The sequence below is a fragment of the Pseudomonas sp. LBUM1666 genome, from assembly GCF_059695775.1.
Genome location: NZ_CP166789.1, coordinates 2,729,514 through 2,743,469 on the forward strand (window position 1 = coordinate 2,729,514; position 13,956 = coordinate 2,743,469).

A 13,956-nucleotide genomic window follows, 5' to 3' on the forward strand; every position below is an offset into this window, starting at 1 on the left:
CTGGCATTTGAGTATAAATAACTGATGCAGAGCGTTTGGTTCGGTGGCTCTCCCTTTAAACGCTAGGCGCTGGCGTCGGTTTCATGCTCGTCGGCGAAGGCCATGAGCACGTCCAGATCGAGTACATCCAGCTTGATCCGGGAAATAAAAGCGGAGAACGCCAGGTTGGCGGCGAGCAGACGCAGATCGGAGGCCCAGGCCGGGACATGGACCGGCCCCTGGAGCCAGCCGGACTCGAAGAGCGGGGCCAGGCGCACGGTATCTCCCAGGCTGAGGCGCCCGGCGAACAAATGGCCCACCAGTTCCGGCCGGTTGTCGCGGATCGCGATGCGCAACAAGGTATGCACGCCGAGCAAACCGGTCAGGTAGGCGGCATCTTTGGTGAAGGCCGAACCGCCGCGCAGGTCGGCACCGCGGAACACCCGCTGGGTCGAGCGGAAGGACTCCTCTTGTGATTGACCCGCCGCGAGAAAACCTTCGAACACCTGAATGAAATCGGCGCCATCCAGCGCCTGCTGGACCGCGAGCACGCGCAGGGCGAGGCGGCGCAGGCGGTTGATGTCCATGCTGCCGGTGAACAGCTCGGCCAGGGTGGCGATGCCCTCCTGAGTCTGGGTCGTGCGTGGCGCCCCCAGGCCCAGGCTTTTGAGGTTGGGTTGCAGCGCGCCGTTTTGTGCCGTGGCGATATGCACGAAGGCCTCATGCTGCAACAGTTGGTTCTTGTCCAGTTCCGAGAACAGGGCGCTGGCACGCAGGCGGATGCGACTGGCCCCGGCGATGGCCTTGGCGGCCAGGGTCGGATCGAGCACGACCGTGATTCGGTCCGGTCCGAAGAAGCGGTCCAGTTCCGGCTGCATCCAGGCGGCGAAGACCTCGGCCGGGATTTCGGCCGGGCTCGGTGGAATCCGGGTACCGCCCAGAAGGGCGTCGGTGGTCTTGAGGAAGAATTGGGCCGCGTCCAGCATGCTCAGTTTCAGGCGTGGGTAGTAGAAGTCCGGGCGCCGGTACAGCGCTGACGAATACTGCGTAAAGGCGGGCGTGCCAATGGCACCGAGCATGTGCCCCGCCGTGGCATAGCTGCGCGCCGTCATGGCGAGGTGGCACCCGGCCGGATGGCCCTCATCGCAGCGGCCGATAAAGGCTTCGAGGGCGGCGATGTCGGCGCTGTGGTCACGCGGGCGCAGCTCAACCTTGGGCAGTTCGGCCTGCCCGGCGCGCCAACGTGTCAGGAATGCTTCTTCGACCCCATCCGGCCAGGCCAGGGCATCCAGCACGCGGATCTTGCGGGCCAGACCGGGCAGGGCGGCATCGAGTTCGGACAGGGGCGCGGCGCTCATGGAGATCTCCTTGAGAAACAAGGTTCAATTGAAAAAGTTTAGTCGTTGTCGATGCATCCCGTTGTGAGAGGTCAAGTCTGAACTAAGCTGTTCGATGTGCTTGCGGATGCAGGGTCTTGGCCATCCTGGCACGGCTGAAAACCAGGACCACGCTGACGCAGCCGTCGTGGCGAGGATGAGCGCATGCAAAGCACTGGAGAGCAAAAGCGGGCCCGTGTACTTGATCCGGTTGATCGTGTCACGGAGGTCATCTTCGGCCTGCTCATGGCAATGACCTTCACCGGAACCATCAGCGTGGCCACGTCTGGCCAGGAGGCGGAACGGACGATGATGATCGCCGCGCTGGGTTGCAACCTCGCCTGGGGGCTCGCGGACGCCGTGATGTATTTATTGCGAACCCTGATCGAGCGGACACGCAACCGTACGCTTCGCGCCAACCTGCGCGATGCGCCGGATGCAGCCGCCGGGCAAGCGCTCATTGCCGAGGCGTTACCCCCGCGTCTCGCAGCAGCGGCGGGCCCTGAAGAGCTGGAATCGTTACGTCGCCGCCTGGTCGAGTATTCATCCATGCCGGTACAGCCGCGCCTCGGTTGGGATGATTTCAGGGGCGCTGTCGGCGTTTTCCTGTTGGTGGTGTTATCGACATTCCCGCTTGTAGTGCCGTTTCTGTTGCTCGACCAGACAGCGCTCGCCGTGCGCCTGTCTAACCTGGTCGGACTCGGAGTGCTGTTCATCGCCGGTTGGATGCTCTCGAAGTACGCCGGCGCAAAACCGTGGCAAGGCGGTCTTGCGATGGCAGTCACCGGCGCTGTTCTAATCACCGCGATCATCGCGCTCGGTGGATGAGCAGATTGCAACCCTACGCTGTTTATTGGTGAGGTCTCGATCATGGCAAAGGACAAGAAAAAAGCCCCTAAGCGTAATGCTGCTGAATACCTGAAGCTGAAGAACAAGGATTATCTTGAGCAACTGCGCAGCTTGCACGTCGAACTGGTCAAGTTGCAGGAGTGGGTAAAAGCCAAGGGCATCAAGCTCTGCATCGTCTTCGAGGGGCGCGATGGCGCTGGCAAGGGCGGAACGATCAAGGCGATTACCGAACGCGTCAGCCCGCGTGTCTTTCGGGTGGTGGCGCTAACGGCGCCGAGTGATCGAGAGAAAAGCCAGATGTATGTCCAGCGTTACCTGCCGTACCTTCCCGCGGCTGGCGAAGTGGTGATCTTCGATCGCAGTTGGTACAACCGGGCGGGCGTCGAGCGGGTGATGGGGTTCTGCACCAAAGAGCAGGTGGCCAATTTCCTGAAGACAACGCCTCTCGTGGAGCGTGCAATCGTCGACTCGGGTGTGATCCTGCTCAAGTATTGGCTGGAAGTCAGCGAAGAAGAACAGACCCGCCGGCTTCAGGAGCGCATCAAGGATGGGCGCAAAATCTGGAAACTGACCCCAATGGATCTCAAGTCATACAGCCGCTGGTATGACTATTCACGCGCGCGTGACGACATGTTCAAAGCAACCGACACCGATCATGCCCCATGGCTGGTGGCCAACTCCAACGACAAGCGGCGGGCGCGCCTTAACATCATCACCGATTTGCTCAGCCGTATCCCGTACAAGGATGTAGCGCGCGAGGAGGTGATATTGCCCAAACGGCAGAAGCCAGGCGGCTATCGCGACCCGGATTATCCACACCGGCGAGTGCCCGAAAAATTCTGACGGGCACGTTTAAGCGAATCTGCGCGGTACACCTAAAGGCCACAGTTCTATGAGCGATTCGGACTCTTCGCCTCCCGTCCCGGAACCGGGCCGGATTGCACGCCGCAGTACCGGCGACGAAAACGGCTGGGGCCGCTGGCTTCCTGGGCTTCGCACGCTGCGTGGGTACCAGATTACCTGGTTGCGTCACGACATCATGGCCGGGCTGGTGCTCACCACGATGTTGGTGCCCGTCGGCATCGCCTACGCCGTGGCATCGGGCGTACCCGGCATCTATGGTCTCTACGCGACCATCGTTCCGCTACTCGCTTACGCATTGTTCGGGCCTAGCCGAATTCTGGTGCTGGGACCGGATTCCTCGCTGGCCGCCGTTATCCTGGCTGTCGTCCTTCCCCTGTCGGGCGGCGACCCGCATCGCGCCGTCGCCCTCGCGGGTATGATGGCGATCGTTTCAGGCGCCGTGTGCATCCTGGCGGGCATCATGCGTTTGGGCTTCGTTACGGAGTTGCTTTCCAAGCCGATCCGCTACGGGTACATGAACGGCATCGCGCTGACGGTTTTGATCAGCCAACTGCCCAAGTTTTTCGGTTTTTCGATTGAGTCCGACGGCCCGCTGAGAAACATATGGGCTATCGCCACCGCGGTGATGGAAGGAAAGACCAACTGGACCGCGTTCATGATCGGCGCAGCCACCTTGGTCGTGATCCTGCTGCTCAAGGGCTTCAAGCGCGTGCCCGGCATTTTGATCGCCGTGGCAGGCGCGACCGTTGCCGTCGGTGTGCTGGACCTTGGCACGCGCGCGGGGGTGTCGGTCCTCGGTGCTCTTCCACAAGGTTTGCCTGCGTTCGCCATCCCCTGGATTACCCGCGCCGATATTGTCCCCGTGCTCATCGGCGGTTGCGCCGTGGCCCTGGTGTCGTTCGCCGACACCAGCGTGCTCTCGCGTGTCTATGCGGCACGGACCCGTACCTACGTGGACCCGAACCAGGAGATGGCGGGGCTCGGTTTTGCCAATCTGGCGGCTGGATTTTTCCAGGGTTTTCCGATCAGTAGCAGTTCGTCACGTACCCCCGTGGCCGAAGCCGCAGGCGCCAAAACCCAGTTGACTGGGGTTGTCGGCGCGTTGGCCGTTGCCTTATTGCTGATGGTGGCGCCGAACCTGTTGCAGAATTTGCCCAGCAGCGCACTGGCAGCGGTCGTGATCGCGTCGGCCATCGGCCTGGTTGAAGTCGCCGACCTGCGGCGAATTTATCGAATCCAGCGCTGGGAGTTCTGGTTGTCGATCGTCTGCACCGTCGGCGTGGCCGTGTTCGGTGCGATCGAGGGCATCGGCCTGGCCATCGTGATCGCCGTGATCGAATTTCTGTGGGATGGCTGGCGGCCATATTCCGCGGTGCTGGGGCGAGTCGATGGCATCAAGGGCTACCACGACATCAAGCGCTATCCCGACGCTCACCTTATACCCGGCCTGGTGCTGTTTCGCTGGGATGCGCCGTTGTTCTTCGCCAACGCCGAACTGTTCAATGACCGAGTGCTCGACGCAGTGGCGGCATCGCCTACGCCCGTGCGCTGGTTGGTCGTTGCGGCGGAACCCGTCACCAGTGTGGACGTGACCTCTGCCGACGTGTTGGCTGAGCTGGACGAAACCTTGCACGCGGCAGGTATCAAGTTGTGCGTGGCCGAGATGAAGGACCCGGTCAAGGACAAGCTGAAGCGATTCGGGCTGTTCGCGCGGCTTGGCGAAACGGCGTTCTTTCCAACCATAGGCGTTGCAGTCGACAGCTATCTTGTGATCCATCCGGTGGATGGGGCGCGCTGAGTGGTATTGGCGTCACTCAGCGACGGTCGTTCTCAGCGTTATCCAGATTGACCGAATCGCCCGGTTGGACGCCGAGTTTGTCGCGAATATCCTCGAACATCGCGTCGTATTCTTTGTGCCCGCGCATGATGAGACTGGCATTGGCAGGCAGTCCATGCTTGGCCGCAGCCTTTGCCACGCGGCTGGCAAAGTTGAAGGCCGTGTCGCGGTGCATATCGAATTCTTCAGTGAAGCTTTTACCTGATACCTCTCCGTCCATCTTGAAGTGCATCAGCATGCCTTCCTTGGGATCGCGGCGGACTTCATAGAAGACATCAATGTTGTATTCCGGGACTCCGGGAGTGCCAGGAGCATTGGTACGATTCAGGTGACCGGGCTTGAACATGATTGGCTCCTTTGTTTAATAGGTGGTGCTATCAATTTGTAGCAGCGCAAATCTGCCCTTAAAGCTTAGGTGAATGCTTGGGGTTTTCTACCTCCAAGGTGCACGAAAAGAGAATCCGTACCAGAATGCACGAACCCGTTTTGATTCTGGAGAACCAAGATGATCAGCAAAAACACGATTTGTCTGTGGTACGACGGCACCGCGCTGGACGCTGCGACGTTCTACGCCGAAACCTTCCCGGACAGTGCTGTGGGAGCTGTCCTTCGTGCGCCTGGCGACTATCCGGCAGGCAAGCAAGGCGATGTCTTGACGGTCCAGTTCACGGTGATGGGCATCCCTTGTCTCGGACTGAACGGGGGCTCGGCGATCAAGCACAACGAGGCTTTTTCGTTCCAGGTGGCGACCGACGATCAAGCCGAAACGGACCGTTTGTGGAACGCGATTGTTGGAAATGGCGGCCAGGAAAATGTATGCGGCTGGTGCCAGGACAAGTGGGGACTGTCATGGCAGATCACCCCACGTGTTCTGACCGCCGCGATAACCAATCCTGATCAAGCAGCGGCCAAGCGCGCGTTCGACGCCATGATGGAGATGGGAAAGATCGACGTCGCTGCGATTGAAGCGGCTGTTAAGGGTTAACCAGCGCTGCGCCATCAAGTCTCCTGACAGGCCGCAAGATAAGCGGCCTGTGAGTCATGAAGTGGGCGCGCTATGTTGAGTGCATGTTTGATAACCCGCAGTTCCTGGCCTGTGAGCCGCTTCCGGCCGAAATCGTAGAAGACACCACCCGGATCACTGTGCACCGAAAAAAAGCCGATGATCTCGTCGTCAGTCTCCTTGAGGATCAATTCCATATGGGCCTCGTTCGAGGTATTCGCCGTTAAATAGGTGAATCCTTCAACGACCGCGCTACCACTCCCGTTCACCTCATCCCACATCAGGACACTCCCTTGTGCAGTTTCAACCCCTTGAAGATGCCAGGACGCCGAGTCTTCCTGAAGTACTTGCAGTGCCGGCAGAAATCGCTCGCAGGAGAGGATGTCGAGTTCGTATTTGCGCTTGCCATAGTGTGCGGGATGCATGACTTCTGCTGAAGGCTCTGACGGTTGTGCCGCGCCGGCTACGTTCGCTATCAAGAGGTGGCTTGACGCAACTTCTGAAGGTTGTTCACTCCAGCCATTCAAGTCGGAAACAGGGGGCACCAAATAAGCCGTATTGTTTCGCCGGCGCGTAAACGGTCGTTGTTATCAAAGAACGCGAATGTTCTTTTACCCACGGTCGGCAAAATGTCTTTGAGGAGGATGACCGGAGCGCTGTAGTCAACACCAGGATCCTGAGACCAGAACATCGGGCAGTAGGTTTTCATCTGTGAAAGTTCCGTTGTAAATCCGTATCACTTGATCATTGCAATCCTGGCCACTGGGTAACGTTCTTCTGTAGCCGCGGCCATCCGGGCATGAACACACAGATCGCCAGCGCATCGCAAGAGCAGAGCGCTGAGGCTGAAGAACTAAGCCCAAACAGGCTTGTGCAGAAGTCTCAGCGCTTCAAGATTGAAAAGCCAACCCTCCAACAACACTATCTGCCCATGACCTACACACCTCGCACGTACATGATGTATTCCTCCATGACCGCTTCCGGCGGGCCATGAGGTCATGCGTGCTTGGAACCTGACGTATTAACCAAGGCCCCGCCAGAAATGGACGGGGCTTTTTAGTTCTCCGTCCGCCGATGGCTAATGGAGATTGAAATGTTAGAGATCAAACGAGCCCATCACGGCGATTGCCGGGCGGCATTCGACATTCGCCGTCAAGCGATACGGCATCAATGCATCGGCGCCTATACCTCGGAGCAAATGGACATCTGGACGGCAGGGGTCGCAGAGGACGGATATTGCGACCTGATGGAAAAACACTTTTATCTGGGGTGTATTCAGGGAGAACCCGTGGCGACAGGCATGCTTGATCTGGAGAGGCGTGAAATCGGCGCGATCTTTGTCCTGCCCGGCTTTATGCAACGGGGCATTGGTAAGCGCATTCTGGATTACCTTGAGTGTCTGGCCCGGGATCTGGGCCTGGAGGACGTTAATCTGGACGCTACGTTGAACGCTGCTCACTTCTACCGGCAATGCGGTTTTGTCGGTGAGCAGACGGCTATTTACCATTCGCCCTCTGGTCTGCAACTCGCTTGCATTCCGATGGTGAAGGCGCTTTTACGTTCTTGAACAGCTACTGCGCTTTCCAGTGACCACCACCCGACTCGCAATCAATCTTCGCCTGACTTAAATGCTCAGCACCGTAGTAATACGTAGTGACCTGAGCATTGTTCGGAATATTCAGCGATGTGCTGTTCTTGTCCTTGCTGGTGGAGTGAGGATTGGCTAGCGATTCTTGCGTCAACGTCGCGATGCAAGTGGCTTGAGAATGATCGGCGCACTGTTCGACTTTTTTCTTGGTGCTGGTCAGCATTTGCTTGCTTTCGTTGCTGCATGACCAATCGATGGCGTTCACTGGCATGCCTTCGTACTCATAGCAGCTATGTGTTTCGACCACCGGCACGGAAGGGCTTTGGGAGCGGGTCAGCACGTCACAGCCTTCAGCCATGACCAGGGTGGGACTCAGGCTGGCAAGCAAAAACAGCAGTCTACTGTTCATCGGGATTTCCTCTCCAATGGCGCCTTGTTTGATCAAAGATCAGCGCTGATAGGGTTTCGAAAACGCGATGAGGCGCGGGGTTCCATTGGTTTTTCAGATCCGCTGTGGGAGGGGACGCAAAAAGCGCAGGCCCGATGGTATGCTCGCCGCGCCACGCGCTGGCAATCCAGGGAACACTCTTTAAGGAAGGGGATGGCGGATGATCGATTTCAACAACAAAGGCTTTTTCAAACTCAAGCAAAACAACGAGTACGCGGAGCGAGTCACCGCGCTGCTGCTGGACGGCGAGCAGGTCATTGATGCCTATAAATCCATGCGCGACGGCGTGGTGTTTACCAATAAACGAATTATTGCGGTCAACGTCCAAGGCATCACCGGCAGCAAAAAAGATTTCACTTCGTTGCCTTACAAAAACATCGTCGCTTACTCCGTGGAAACCTCGGGCACCTTCGACCTGGATTCTGAGCTGGAGATCTACTTCTCGGCGCTGGGCAGAGTGAAATTTGAATTCACCGGAAGGACGTCGATGGTCGAGATTTCGAAACTCATCTCACAGCATCTGTTGGGCTGAGTTTTCAGGTTTCGTGACAGTTTTTCAGAGGTGAAAATGGACGCATGGACACTGCATTGGCTGGAAGCCTCGGGAAGCCTTGCCGAACTTCGCTCCGATTTGATCGGCGAATTTGACGCCGCTTACAAGACGGTCTCCCGTCTGATGACGCCTCCAAGACTTGATGTGTTGATCCAGCGGCTCGCTGGCGAGACCATTCCTGAAATGGGCCTCGTGGGGCGAGCCTATCGAAGCACCATGTTCACGATGACCATCGACCCGGACAACCCGAATTTGTTGCCAAGCCTGCGCACGGGCACGCTGCATCGACAAATCGTCCATGAGGTTCATCATTGCTTGCGCATGGCGGGGCCTGGCTACGGTTGGACCTTAGGTGAAGCCTTGGTCAGCGAGGGACTTGCCGGACAGTTTGTCCGGCATTTGCTCGGCAACGACCCAGAGCCTTGGGAGTGCGCCGTTACCGGCGCCGATTTGCTTCGCTCCCCGGTCGACCTGAAAACCCTTGAGTCCAAGTACTACAACCACGGCGAGTGGTTTTTCGGTTTTGGTGCTCACCCGAAATGGCTTGGCTATACGCTCGGTTATCAGATGGTTGGGCGCTGGCTTGCGTCAGTGGGCGAAATCGATGCTGCAACCTGGATCAACGTGCCTGCTCAAGATATTGTCGCCTTAGCGCTTGAAGAAGGCTTTGTGTTGCTCTAACCCAACGACCACTAAGGCCTTCAAGCCTGGGAGCTGCGAGATGACTCAAACACTGGAACGCGCCATTGCCATCGCCGCCGCTGCACATGAGGGGCAGGTCGACAAGGGCGGTAGCCCTTACATCCTGCATCCGTTGAAAGTCATGTTGCGGGTCACGACGCTGGAAGAACGCATCGTCGCGGTGCTGCATGACGTGGTCGAGGACTGCGGCATCAGCCTTGATGACCTGCGCAAGGAAGGCTTCAGCGAAGCCGTTCTGACCGCCATCGAGTCGGTCACTAAAGTGCCGGGTGAGTCCTATGAAGCCTTCGTCGAACGCGCGGCGCAGAACCCGATTGGCCGAGTGGTGAAACTGGCGGACCTGGAAGAGAACAGCGACTTGTCGCGGATCGCGCAGCCGTCGTGGGAAGACCTGGAGCGTATTGAAAAGTATCGACGCGCGATTGGCGTGTTGCGCTCGTAACGAGCCGAACAAATAGATCCGTCCCCATTTCCTCCACCTACAACACATTCAATACGGAAGGATTGCCCTCTCCCTTGCGAGAGAGGGCAGATGCCAGCCTAGGTGTGATGAATTTCCCGATCCTTGGTTTCCGGCAGGAAGAACGTGCCAAGAATGGCCGTCATCACGGCGATGACAATCGGGTACCACAGCCCGTAGTAGATATCACCCGTGGCCGCGACCATGGCGAACGCCACCGTGGGCAGAAAGCCGCCAAACCAGCCGTTGCCGATGTGGTAGGGCAGCGACATCGAGGTATAGCGGATGCGCGCCGGGAACAGTTCCACCAGCCAGGCGGCGATCGGGCCGTAGACCATGGTCACGTAGATCACCAGGATGGTCAGGAGCAGCAGCACCATCGGGTAGTTGGTCTTGGCCGGGTCGGCCTTCTCGGGGTAGCCGGCGTCCTTGAGCGCAGTGCCGAGGGTGGCGGCGAAGGCATCGTTCTTGACCTTGAAGTCGGCGCCCGGCATACCGGTGCCCTCGAAACTCTGGATCACCTTGTCGCCGATGCGGACCTGCGCGACGGTGCCAGGCTCAGCCTTCTCGTTCTTGTAGGGGATGGCCTTCTTCGCCAGCACGGTCTTGGCCAGGTCGCAGGAGCTGGTGAATTTGGCCTTGCCCACCGGGTCGAACTGGAACGAGCACTGGTCGGGATTGGCGACCACCGTGACCGGGTTTTTCTCCTGCGCGATGAATACGTCGGGGTTACCGTATTGGGTCAACGCATGGAAGATCGGGAAGTAGGTCAGGGCCGCGAGGATACAGCCGGCCATGATGATGCCCTTGCGGCCGATGCGGTCGGACAGGCTGCCGAATATGACGAAGAACGGCGTGCCGATCAGCAGGGAGCCGGCAATCAGCAAGTTGGCGGTCTGCGGTTCGATCTTCAGCGTCTGCAGCAGGAAGAACAGCGCGTAGAACTGCCCGGTGTACCAGACGACGGCCTGGCCGGCGGTGCCGCCGAGCAAGGCCATGATCACGATTTTCAAGTTGTCCCAGCGGGCGAAGGATTCGGTCAGCGGCGCCTTGGAGGACTTGCCCTCAGCCTTCATTTTCAAGAACACCGGCGACTCGCTGAGCTGCAAGCGGATGTACACCGAGACAATCAGCAGCAGGATCGACAGCAGGAACGGAATCCGCCATCCCCAGGCCTCGAAGGCTTCGGTGCCGAGGATCGTCCGGCAGGCGAGAATCACCAGCAGTGAAAGGAACAGGCCCAGGGTCGCGGTGGTTTGAATCCATGAGGTGAAATAACCACGTTTGCCTTTCGGCGCATGCTCCGCGACGTAGGTCGCCGCGCCGCCGTACTCACCGCCCAGCGCCAGGCCTTGCAACAGGCGCAAGGTGATCAGGATGATCGGCGCCGCCACGCCAATGGTTGCGTAGCCAGGCAGAAAACCGACGATGGCGGTGGAAATACCCATGATCACGATGGTGATGAGGAAGGTGTGCTTGCGCCCGATCATGTCGCCCAGTCGACCGAACACGATGGCGCCGAAGGGGCGTACCGCGAAGCCGGCGGCGAACGCGAGCAGCGCGAAGATGAAGGACGTTGTCTCATTGACGCCGGCGAAGAAGTGCTTGGCAATGATCGCGGCGAGAGACCCGTAAAGGTAGAAGTCGTACCACTCGAACACGGTGCCCAGGGACGAGGCGAAAATGACCTTGCGCTCCTCCTTGGTGATCCCGTGGTGGGGCGCGCTGCCCGTGGATGTGTTGTCGATTGCGGCCATGAGTCTTCTCCGTCGTTCTTGTTGTAGGCCGGAGTACCTCACTACCTTTTTGCCGCACCCAGGCCCAGGGGCTGATGTCGTCGGATGACGAATTGCGCGAAGTCTGCGAACAGGCTGACGGCCTCGCATCGCTGCAAGGTTTCTTGAAGCATAATCACGTTCCGCCAGATATCCACTCGCCATCGCGCTCAACCCCAGGCTGACACGCCGCTGGAGGCGTGAAGACTCAAGTCTTGATCACGTACCCATAGGCTCGAATGCGACCCCCTTCCTGTTTCAAGTACACGCCTTGGAGTTCCGGCGTGAAGCCAGGCAGTGAGTTGATGCCTTCCTCCAGCGCCAGGAAGTACTTGAGCACCGCACCTCCCCATATTTCCCCGGGCACCACGCAGAGCACGCCGGGTGGATAGGGAAGGGCACCTTCGGCAGCGATGCGACCTTCGGCGTCTGCCAGCGCCACCAGTTCGACATTGCCACGGATGAATTCGAACTGCGCTGCTTGCGGGTTCATGGCCTTTTTCGGGAAGTGTTCCTTGCGGAACATCGCCTTCTGCAATTGCTGGACGTTGTGGGTGCGGTAGAGGTCGTGCATCTCCTGGCAGAGCTGGCGAATGGTGTAGTTGCGATAGCGCTCCTGGTGCTGCGCATAGATGGCCGGCAACACCCGGCTCATCGGCGCGTCATCACTGATGAAGCGTTCAAAGCGTGCGATCTGTGAGGCGAGATGAGTCATCTTCGCCCAGTCTTCGGCCGGGGTAAGCAGGAACAGAATCGAGTTCAGGTCGCACTTTTCCGGAACGATGCCATTCTCGCGCAGGAAGTTGGCGAGGATGCCGGCATGGATACCGAAGTCGGTGTAACTGCCATCGACCGGGTCGATGCCGGGCGTGGTGAACAGCAACTTGCAGGGGTCGATGAAGTATTGCTTGTCGGCGTAACCGCTGAAGGCATGCCAGCGATCCTTCGGATGGAATTCGAAAAACCGGATGTCGTTGGCGATGTCTTCAGTCGGATGGTCCTGCCAGGGGCGACCGTCAATGGTGTCCGGCACGAAGGGGCGGACCATGGTGCACGCTTCCAGAATCAACTTGCGTGCGTCGATGCCGAACTTCACACAGTCTTCCCACAGGCGCAGGCCACTGCGGCCGGAATGGATGCGCGCGTTCACATCCAGTGAGGCGAACAGCGGGTAAAACGGGCTGGTAGAGGCTTGGGCCATGAAGGCGTTGTTCAGCCGTGCATGGTTGCAATAACGGGCCTGGCCTTTGATATGGCGATCTTTCTTGTGGATCTGCGAGGCTTGGGAAAACCCCGCCTGCTGTTTGTGCACCGATTGAGTGACAAAGATCCCGGGGTCGTTCTCATGCAGATCCAGCAGCAGCGGCGAGCAATCCTTCATCATCGGGATGAACTGTTCGTAGCCCACCCACGCCGAGTCAAACAGGATGTAGTCGCACAGTTTGCCGATGCGATCGACGACTTGTCTGGCGTTGTAGATGGTGCCGTCATAGGTGCCCAGCTGAATGATCGCCAGACGAAACGGCCGTGGCTGCTGGGCCTTGTCCGGTGCGACTTCGCTGATGAGTTCGCGCAGGTAATCTTCTTCGAAACAATGGGCGTCAATCCCGCCGATGAACCCATAAGGGTTGCGCGCGGTTTCCAGGTAAACCGGGGTCGCCCCCGCCTGGATCAACGCACCTTGATGAATGGATTTGTGGTTATTGCGGTCGAACAGCACCAGATCGCCAGGCGTGAGCAGCGCATTGGTGACAACCTTATTGGAGGCCGATGTGCCATTGAGCACGAAGTAGGTCTTGTCGGCGTTGAACACCTGCGCCGCGTGTTTTTGCGCCAGAAGTGCCGGGCCTTCGTGGATCAGCAGATCGCCGAGTTTGACGTCGGCGTTGCACATGTCGGCGCGAAACAGGGTCTCGCCGAAGAAGTCGAAGAACTGCCGGCCAGCCGGGTGTTTGCGGAAAAACTGGCCGCCCTGGTGGCCAGGGCAAGCGAACGTAGCGTTGGCCGATTCGGTGTAGTGCTTGAGCGCATCGAAGAACGGCGGCAGGAGACTTTCTTCATAGGCTTTTGCCGCGGTCTCCAATTGGTTGCCATGGTATTCGGCGTTGTTGCGTGAGGGGTCAAAAATGCCATTCACCTGAAGCAGAACATCTTGCAGGTGCTTGTAGACGTCCCGGGCGCGGTTGCCGGAACCAGGGGAGGCGACGAGAAAAATGGGGATGTCGAAACCGGTACGCTGCAGGGCGTCCAGGGCGCCCGCCATCACATCCTCCACAGAGAACACCGCAACCGCGACGTCGGTGTAGTCGGTTTGATTGAGCGGAATCACTTCTCGGGAGGTGTGGAAACAATCGAACGCGGAATCACTGGCGGCTATTTTCAGGGCTTTCATGCGGGGAATCTCCTAGCGGACAGTCACTTGTCGGCTTTTTTTCAAGAGATCAATTTAGCGAGGGCGCCTTCAAGGTTCCCTGATCCAAATCATGTCGCCACTGGTTATAGACCATGCGGGGAAGGGTTAC

14 protein-coding genes are annotated in these 13,956 nt (G+C 58.7%); 8 read left to right on the forward strand and 6 right to left on the reverse strand.

Annotated features, from left to right (window positions below):
* Positions 1–62 precede the first annotated feature (62 nt).
* Entirely contained in the window at positions 63–1,337 is a 1,275-nt protein-coding gene (locus tag ACA056_RS12460; protein ID WP_497273100.1) for a peptidase MATCAP family protein, read from the reverse strand.
* 183 nt (positions 1,338–1,520) lie between these two features.
* Here ACA056_RS12460 and ACA056_RS12465 point away from each other — a divergent pair, with 183 nt between their 5' ends.
* From ACA056_RS12465 to ACA056_RS12475, 3 genes are read left to right on the forward strand one after another with little or no spacing between them, the layout of a single operon-like run.
* Positions 1,521–2,183 carry a hypothetical protein gene (locus ACA056_RS12465; protein ID WP_497273102.1) on the forward strand — a complete coding sequence of 221 codons (663 nt, stop codon included), beginning with the start codon at positions 1,521–1,523 and terminating at the stop codon, positions 2,181–2,183.
* A gap of 42 nt (positions 2,184–2,225) precedes the next feature.
* Positions 2,226–3,047, forward strand: coding sequence for a polyphosphate kinase 2 (ppk2, locus tag ACA056_RS12470; RefSeq protein ID WP_497273104.1), 822 nt, complete (start codon positions 2,226–2,228; stop codon positions 3,045–3,047).
* A 49-nt stretch (positions 3,048–3,096) separates the two neighbouring features.
* Positions 3,097–4,866: a SulP family inorganic anion transporter gene (locus ACA056_RS12475; RefSeq protein WP_497273106.1), complete on the forward strand. Its 1,770-nt coding sequence runs from the start codon at positions 3,097–3,099 to the stop codon at positions 4,864–4,866.
* Between the two features lie 16 nt (positions 4,867–4,882).
* On the opposite strand, the gene ACA056_RS12480 is transcribed toward ACA056_RS12475, so the two are convergent.
* A complete protein-coding gene (locus ACA056_RS12480; RefSeq protein ID WP_497273108.1) occupies positions 4,883–5,251 on the reverse strand; it encodes a DUF5064 family protein in 369 nt (122 codons plus the stop codon).
* A 159-nt stretch (positions 5,252–5,410) separates the two neighbouring features.
* On the opposite strand from ACA056_RS12480, the gene ACA056_RS12485 reads away from it, so the two are divergent.
* Complete coding sequence (locus ACA056_RS12485) at positions 5,411–5,890, forward strand: VOC family protein (protein ID WP_497273110.1); 480 nt, start codon at positions 5,411–5,413, stop codon at positions 5,888–5,890.
* A 14-nt stretch (positions 5,891–5,904) separates the two neighbouring features.
* Here ACA056_RS12485 and ACA056_RS12490 read toward each other — a convergent pair whose 3' ends face one another.
* The gene (locus ACA056_RS12490; RefSeq protein WP_497273112.1) at positions 5,905–6,333 is read right to left on the reverse strand and encodes a hypothetical protein; all 429 of its coding nucleotides are present in this window, start codon (positions 6,331–6,333) and stop codon (positions 5,905–5,907) included.
* 668 nt (positions 6,334–7,001) lie between these two features.
* Here ACA056_RS12490 and ACA056_RS12495 point away from each other — a divergent pair.
* On the forward strand, positions 7,002–7,475 hold the full coding sequence (locus ACA056_RS12495; protein WP_497273114.1) for a GNAT family N-acetyltransferase: 474 nt from the start codon (positions 7,002–7,004) through the stop codon (positions 7,473–7,475).
* Positions 7,476–7,479: 4 nt separating this feature from the next.
* Here the strand turns inward: ACA056_RS12495 and ACA056_RS12500 are convergent, their stop codons facing one another.
* Entirely contained in the window at positions 7,480–7,905 is a 426-nt protein-coding gene (locus tag ACA056_RS12500; RefSeq protein ID WP_497273116.1) for a hypothetical protein, read from the reverse strand.
* Positions 7,906–8,104: 199 nt separating this feature from the next.
* Here ACA056_RS12500 and ACA056_RS12505 point away from each other — a divergent pair, with 199 nt between their 5' ends.
* The 3 genes from ACA056_RS12505 to ACA056_RS12515 are packed head-to-tail and all read left to right on the forward strand — an operon-like array spanning position 8,105 to position 9,641.
* Complete coding sequence (locus ACA056_RS12505; protein ID WP_046049313.1) at positions 8,105–8,476, forward strand: PH domain-containing protein; 372 nt, start codon at positions 8,105–8,107, stop codon at positions 8,474–8,476.
* A 36-nt stretch (positions 8,477–8,512) separates the two neighbouring features.
* Positions 8,513–9,178 (forward strand): DUF2268 domain-containing putative Zn-dependent protease, encoded by a 666-nt coding sequence (locus ACA056_RS12510; RefSeq protein ID WP_497273118.1) that lies wholly within the window; start codon positions 8,513–8,515, stop codon positions 9,176–9,178.
* A 40-nt stretch (positions 9,179–9,218) separates the two neighbouring features.
* Positions 9,219–9,641 (forward strand): HD domain-containing protein, encoded by a 423-nt coding sequence (locus ACA056_RS12515; protein ID WP_497273120.1) that lies wholly within the window; start codon positions 9,219–9,221, stop codon positions 9,639–9,641.
* Between the two features lie 98 nt (positions 9,642–9,739).
* On the opposite strand, the gene ACA056_RS12520 is transcribed toward ACA056_RS12515, so the two are convergent.
* Both ACA056_RS12520 and speF read right to left on the reverse strand, forming a co-directional pair.
* Positions 9,740–11,416, reverse strand: coding sequence for an MFS transporter (locus ACA056_RS12520; protein ID WP_497273122.1), 1,677 nt, complete (start codon positions 11,414–11,416; stop codon positions 9,740–9,742).
* Positions 11,417–11,642: 226 nt separating this feature from the next.
* The gene (speF, locus tag ACA056_RS12525; RefSeq protein ID WP_497273124.1) at positions 11,643–13,826 is read right to left on the reverse strand and encodes an ornithine decarboxylase SpeF; all 2,184 of its coding nucleotides are present in this window, start codon (positions 13,824–13,826) and stop codon (positions 11,643–11,645) included.
* Positions 13,827–13,956: the final 130 nt, after the last annotated feature.

Excerpts from the sequence above, each read along its gene's own strand:
- ACA056_RS12460 (WP_497273100.1), bottom strand. The coding sequence starts at position 1,337 with ATGAGCGCCGCGCCCCTGTCCGAACTCGATGCCGCCCTGCCCGGTCTG.
- ACA056_RS12465 (WP_497273102.1), top strand. The coding sequence starts at position 1,521 with ATGCAAAGCACTGGAGAGCAAAAGCGGGCCCGTGTACTTGATCCGGTT.
- ppk2 (WP_497273104.1), top strand. The coding sequence starts at position 2,226 with ATGGCAAAGGACAAGAAAAAAGCCCCTAAGCGTAATGCTGCTGAATAC.
- ACA056_RS12475 (WP_497273106.1), top strand. The coding sequence starts at position 3,097 with ATGAGCGATTCGGACTCTTCGCCTCCCGTCCCGGAACCGGGCCGGATT.
- ACA056_RS12480 (WP_497273108.1), bottom strand. The coding sequence starts at position 5,251 with ATGTTCAAGCCCGGTCACCTGAATCGTACCAATGCTCCTGGCACTCCC.
- ACA056_RS12485 (WP_497273110.1), top strand. The coding sequence starts at position 5,411 with ATGATCAGCAAAAACACGATTTGTCTGTGGTACGACGGCACCGCGCTG.
- ACA056_RS12490 (WP_497273112.1), bottom strand. The coding sequence starts at position 6,333 with ATGCATCCCGCACACTATGGCAAGCGCAAATACGAACTCGACATCCTC.
- ACA056_RS12495 (WP_497273114.1), top strand. The coding sequence starts at position 7,002 with ATGTTAGAGATCAAACGAGCCCATCACGGCGATTGCCGGGCGGCATTC.
- ACA056_RS12500 (WP_497273116.1), bottom strand. The coding sequence starts at position 7,905 with ATGAACAGTAGACTGCTGTTTTTGCTTGCCAGCCTGAGTCCCACCCTG.
- ACA056_RS12505 (WP_046049313.1), top strand. The coding sequence starts at position 8,105 with ATGATCGATTTCAACAACAAAGGCTTTTTCAAACTCAAGCAAAACAAC.
- ACA056_RS12510 (WP_497273118.1), top strand. The coding sequence starts at position 8,513 with ATGGACGCATGGACACTGCATTGGCTGGAAGCCTCGGGAAGCCTTGCC.
- ACA056_RS12515 (WP_497273120.1), top strand. The coding sequence starts at position 9,219 with ATGACTCAAACACTGGAACGCGCCATTGCCATCGCCGCCGCTGCACAT.
- ACA056_RS12520 (WP_497273122.1), bottom strand. The coding sequence starts at position 11,416 with ATGGCCGCAATCGACAACACATCCACGGGCAGCGCGCCCCACCACGGG.
- speF (WP_497273124.1), bottom strand. The coding sequence starts at position 13,826 with ATGAAAGCCCTGAAAATAGCCGCCAGTGATTCCGCGTTCGATTGTTTC.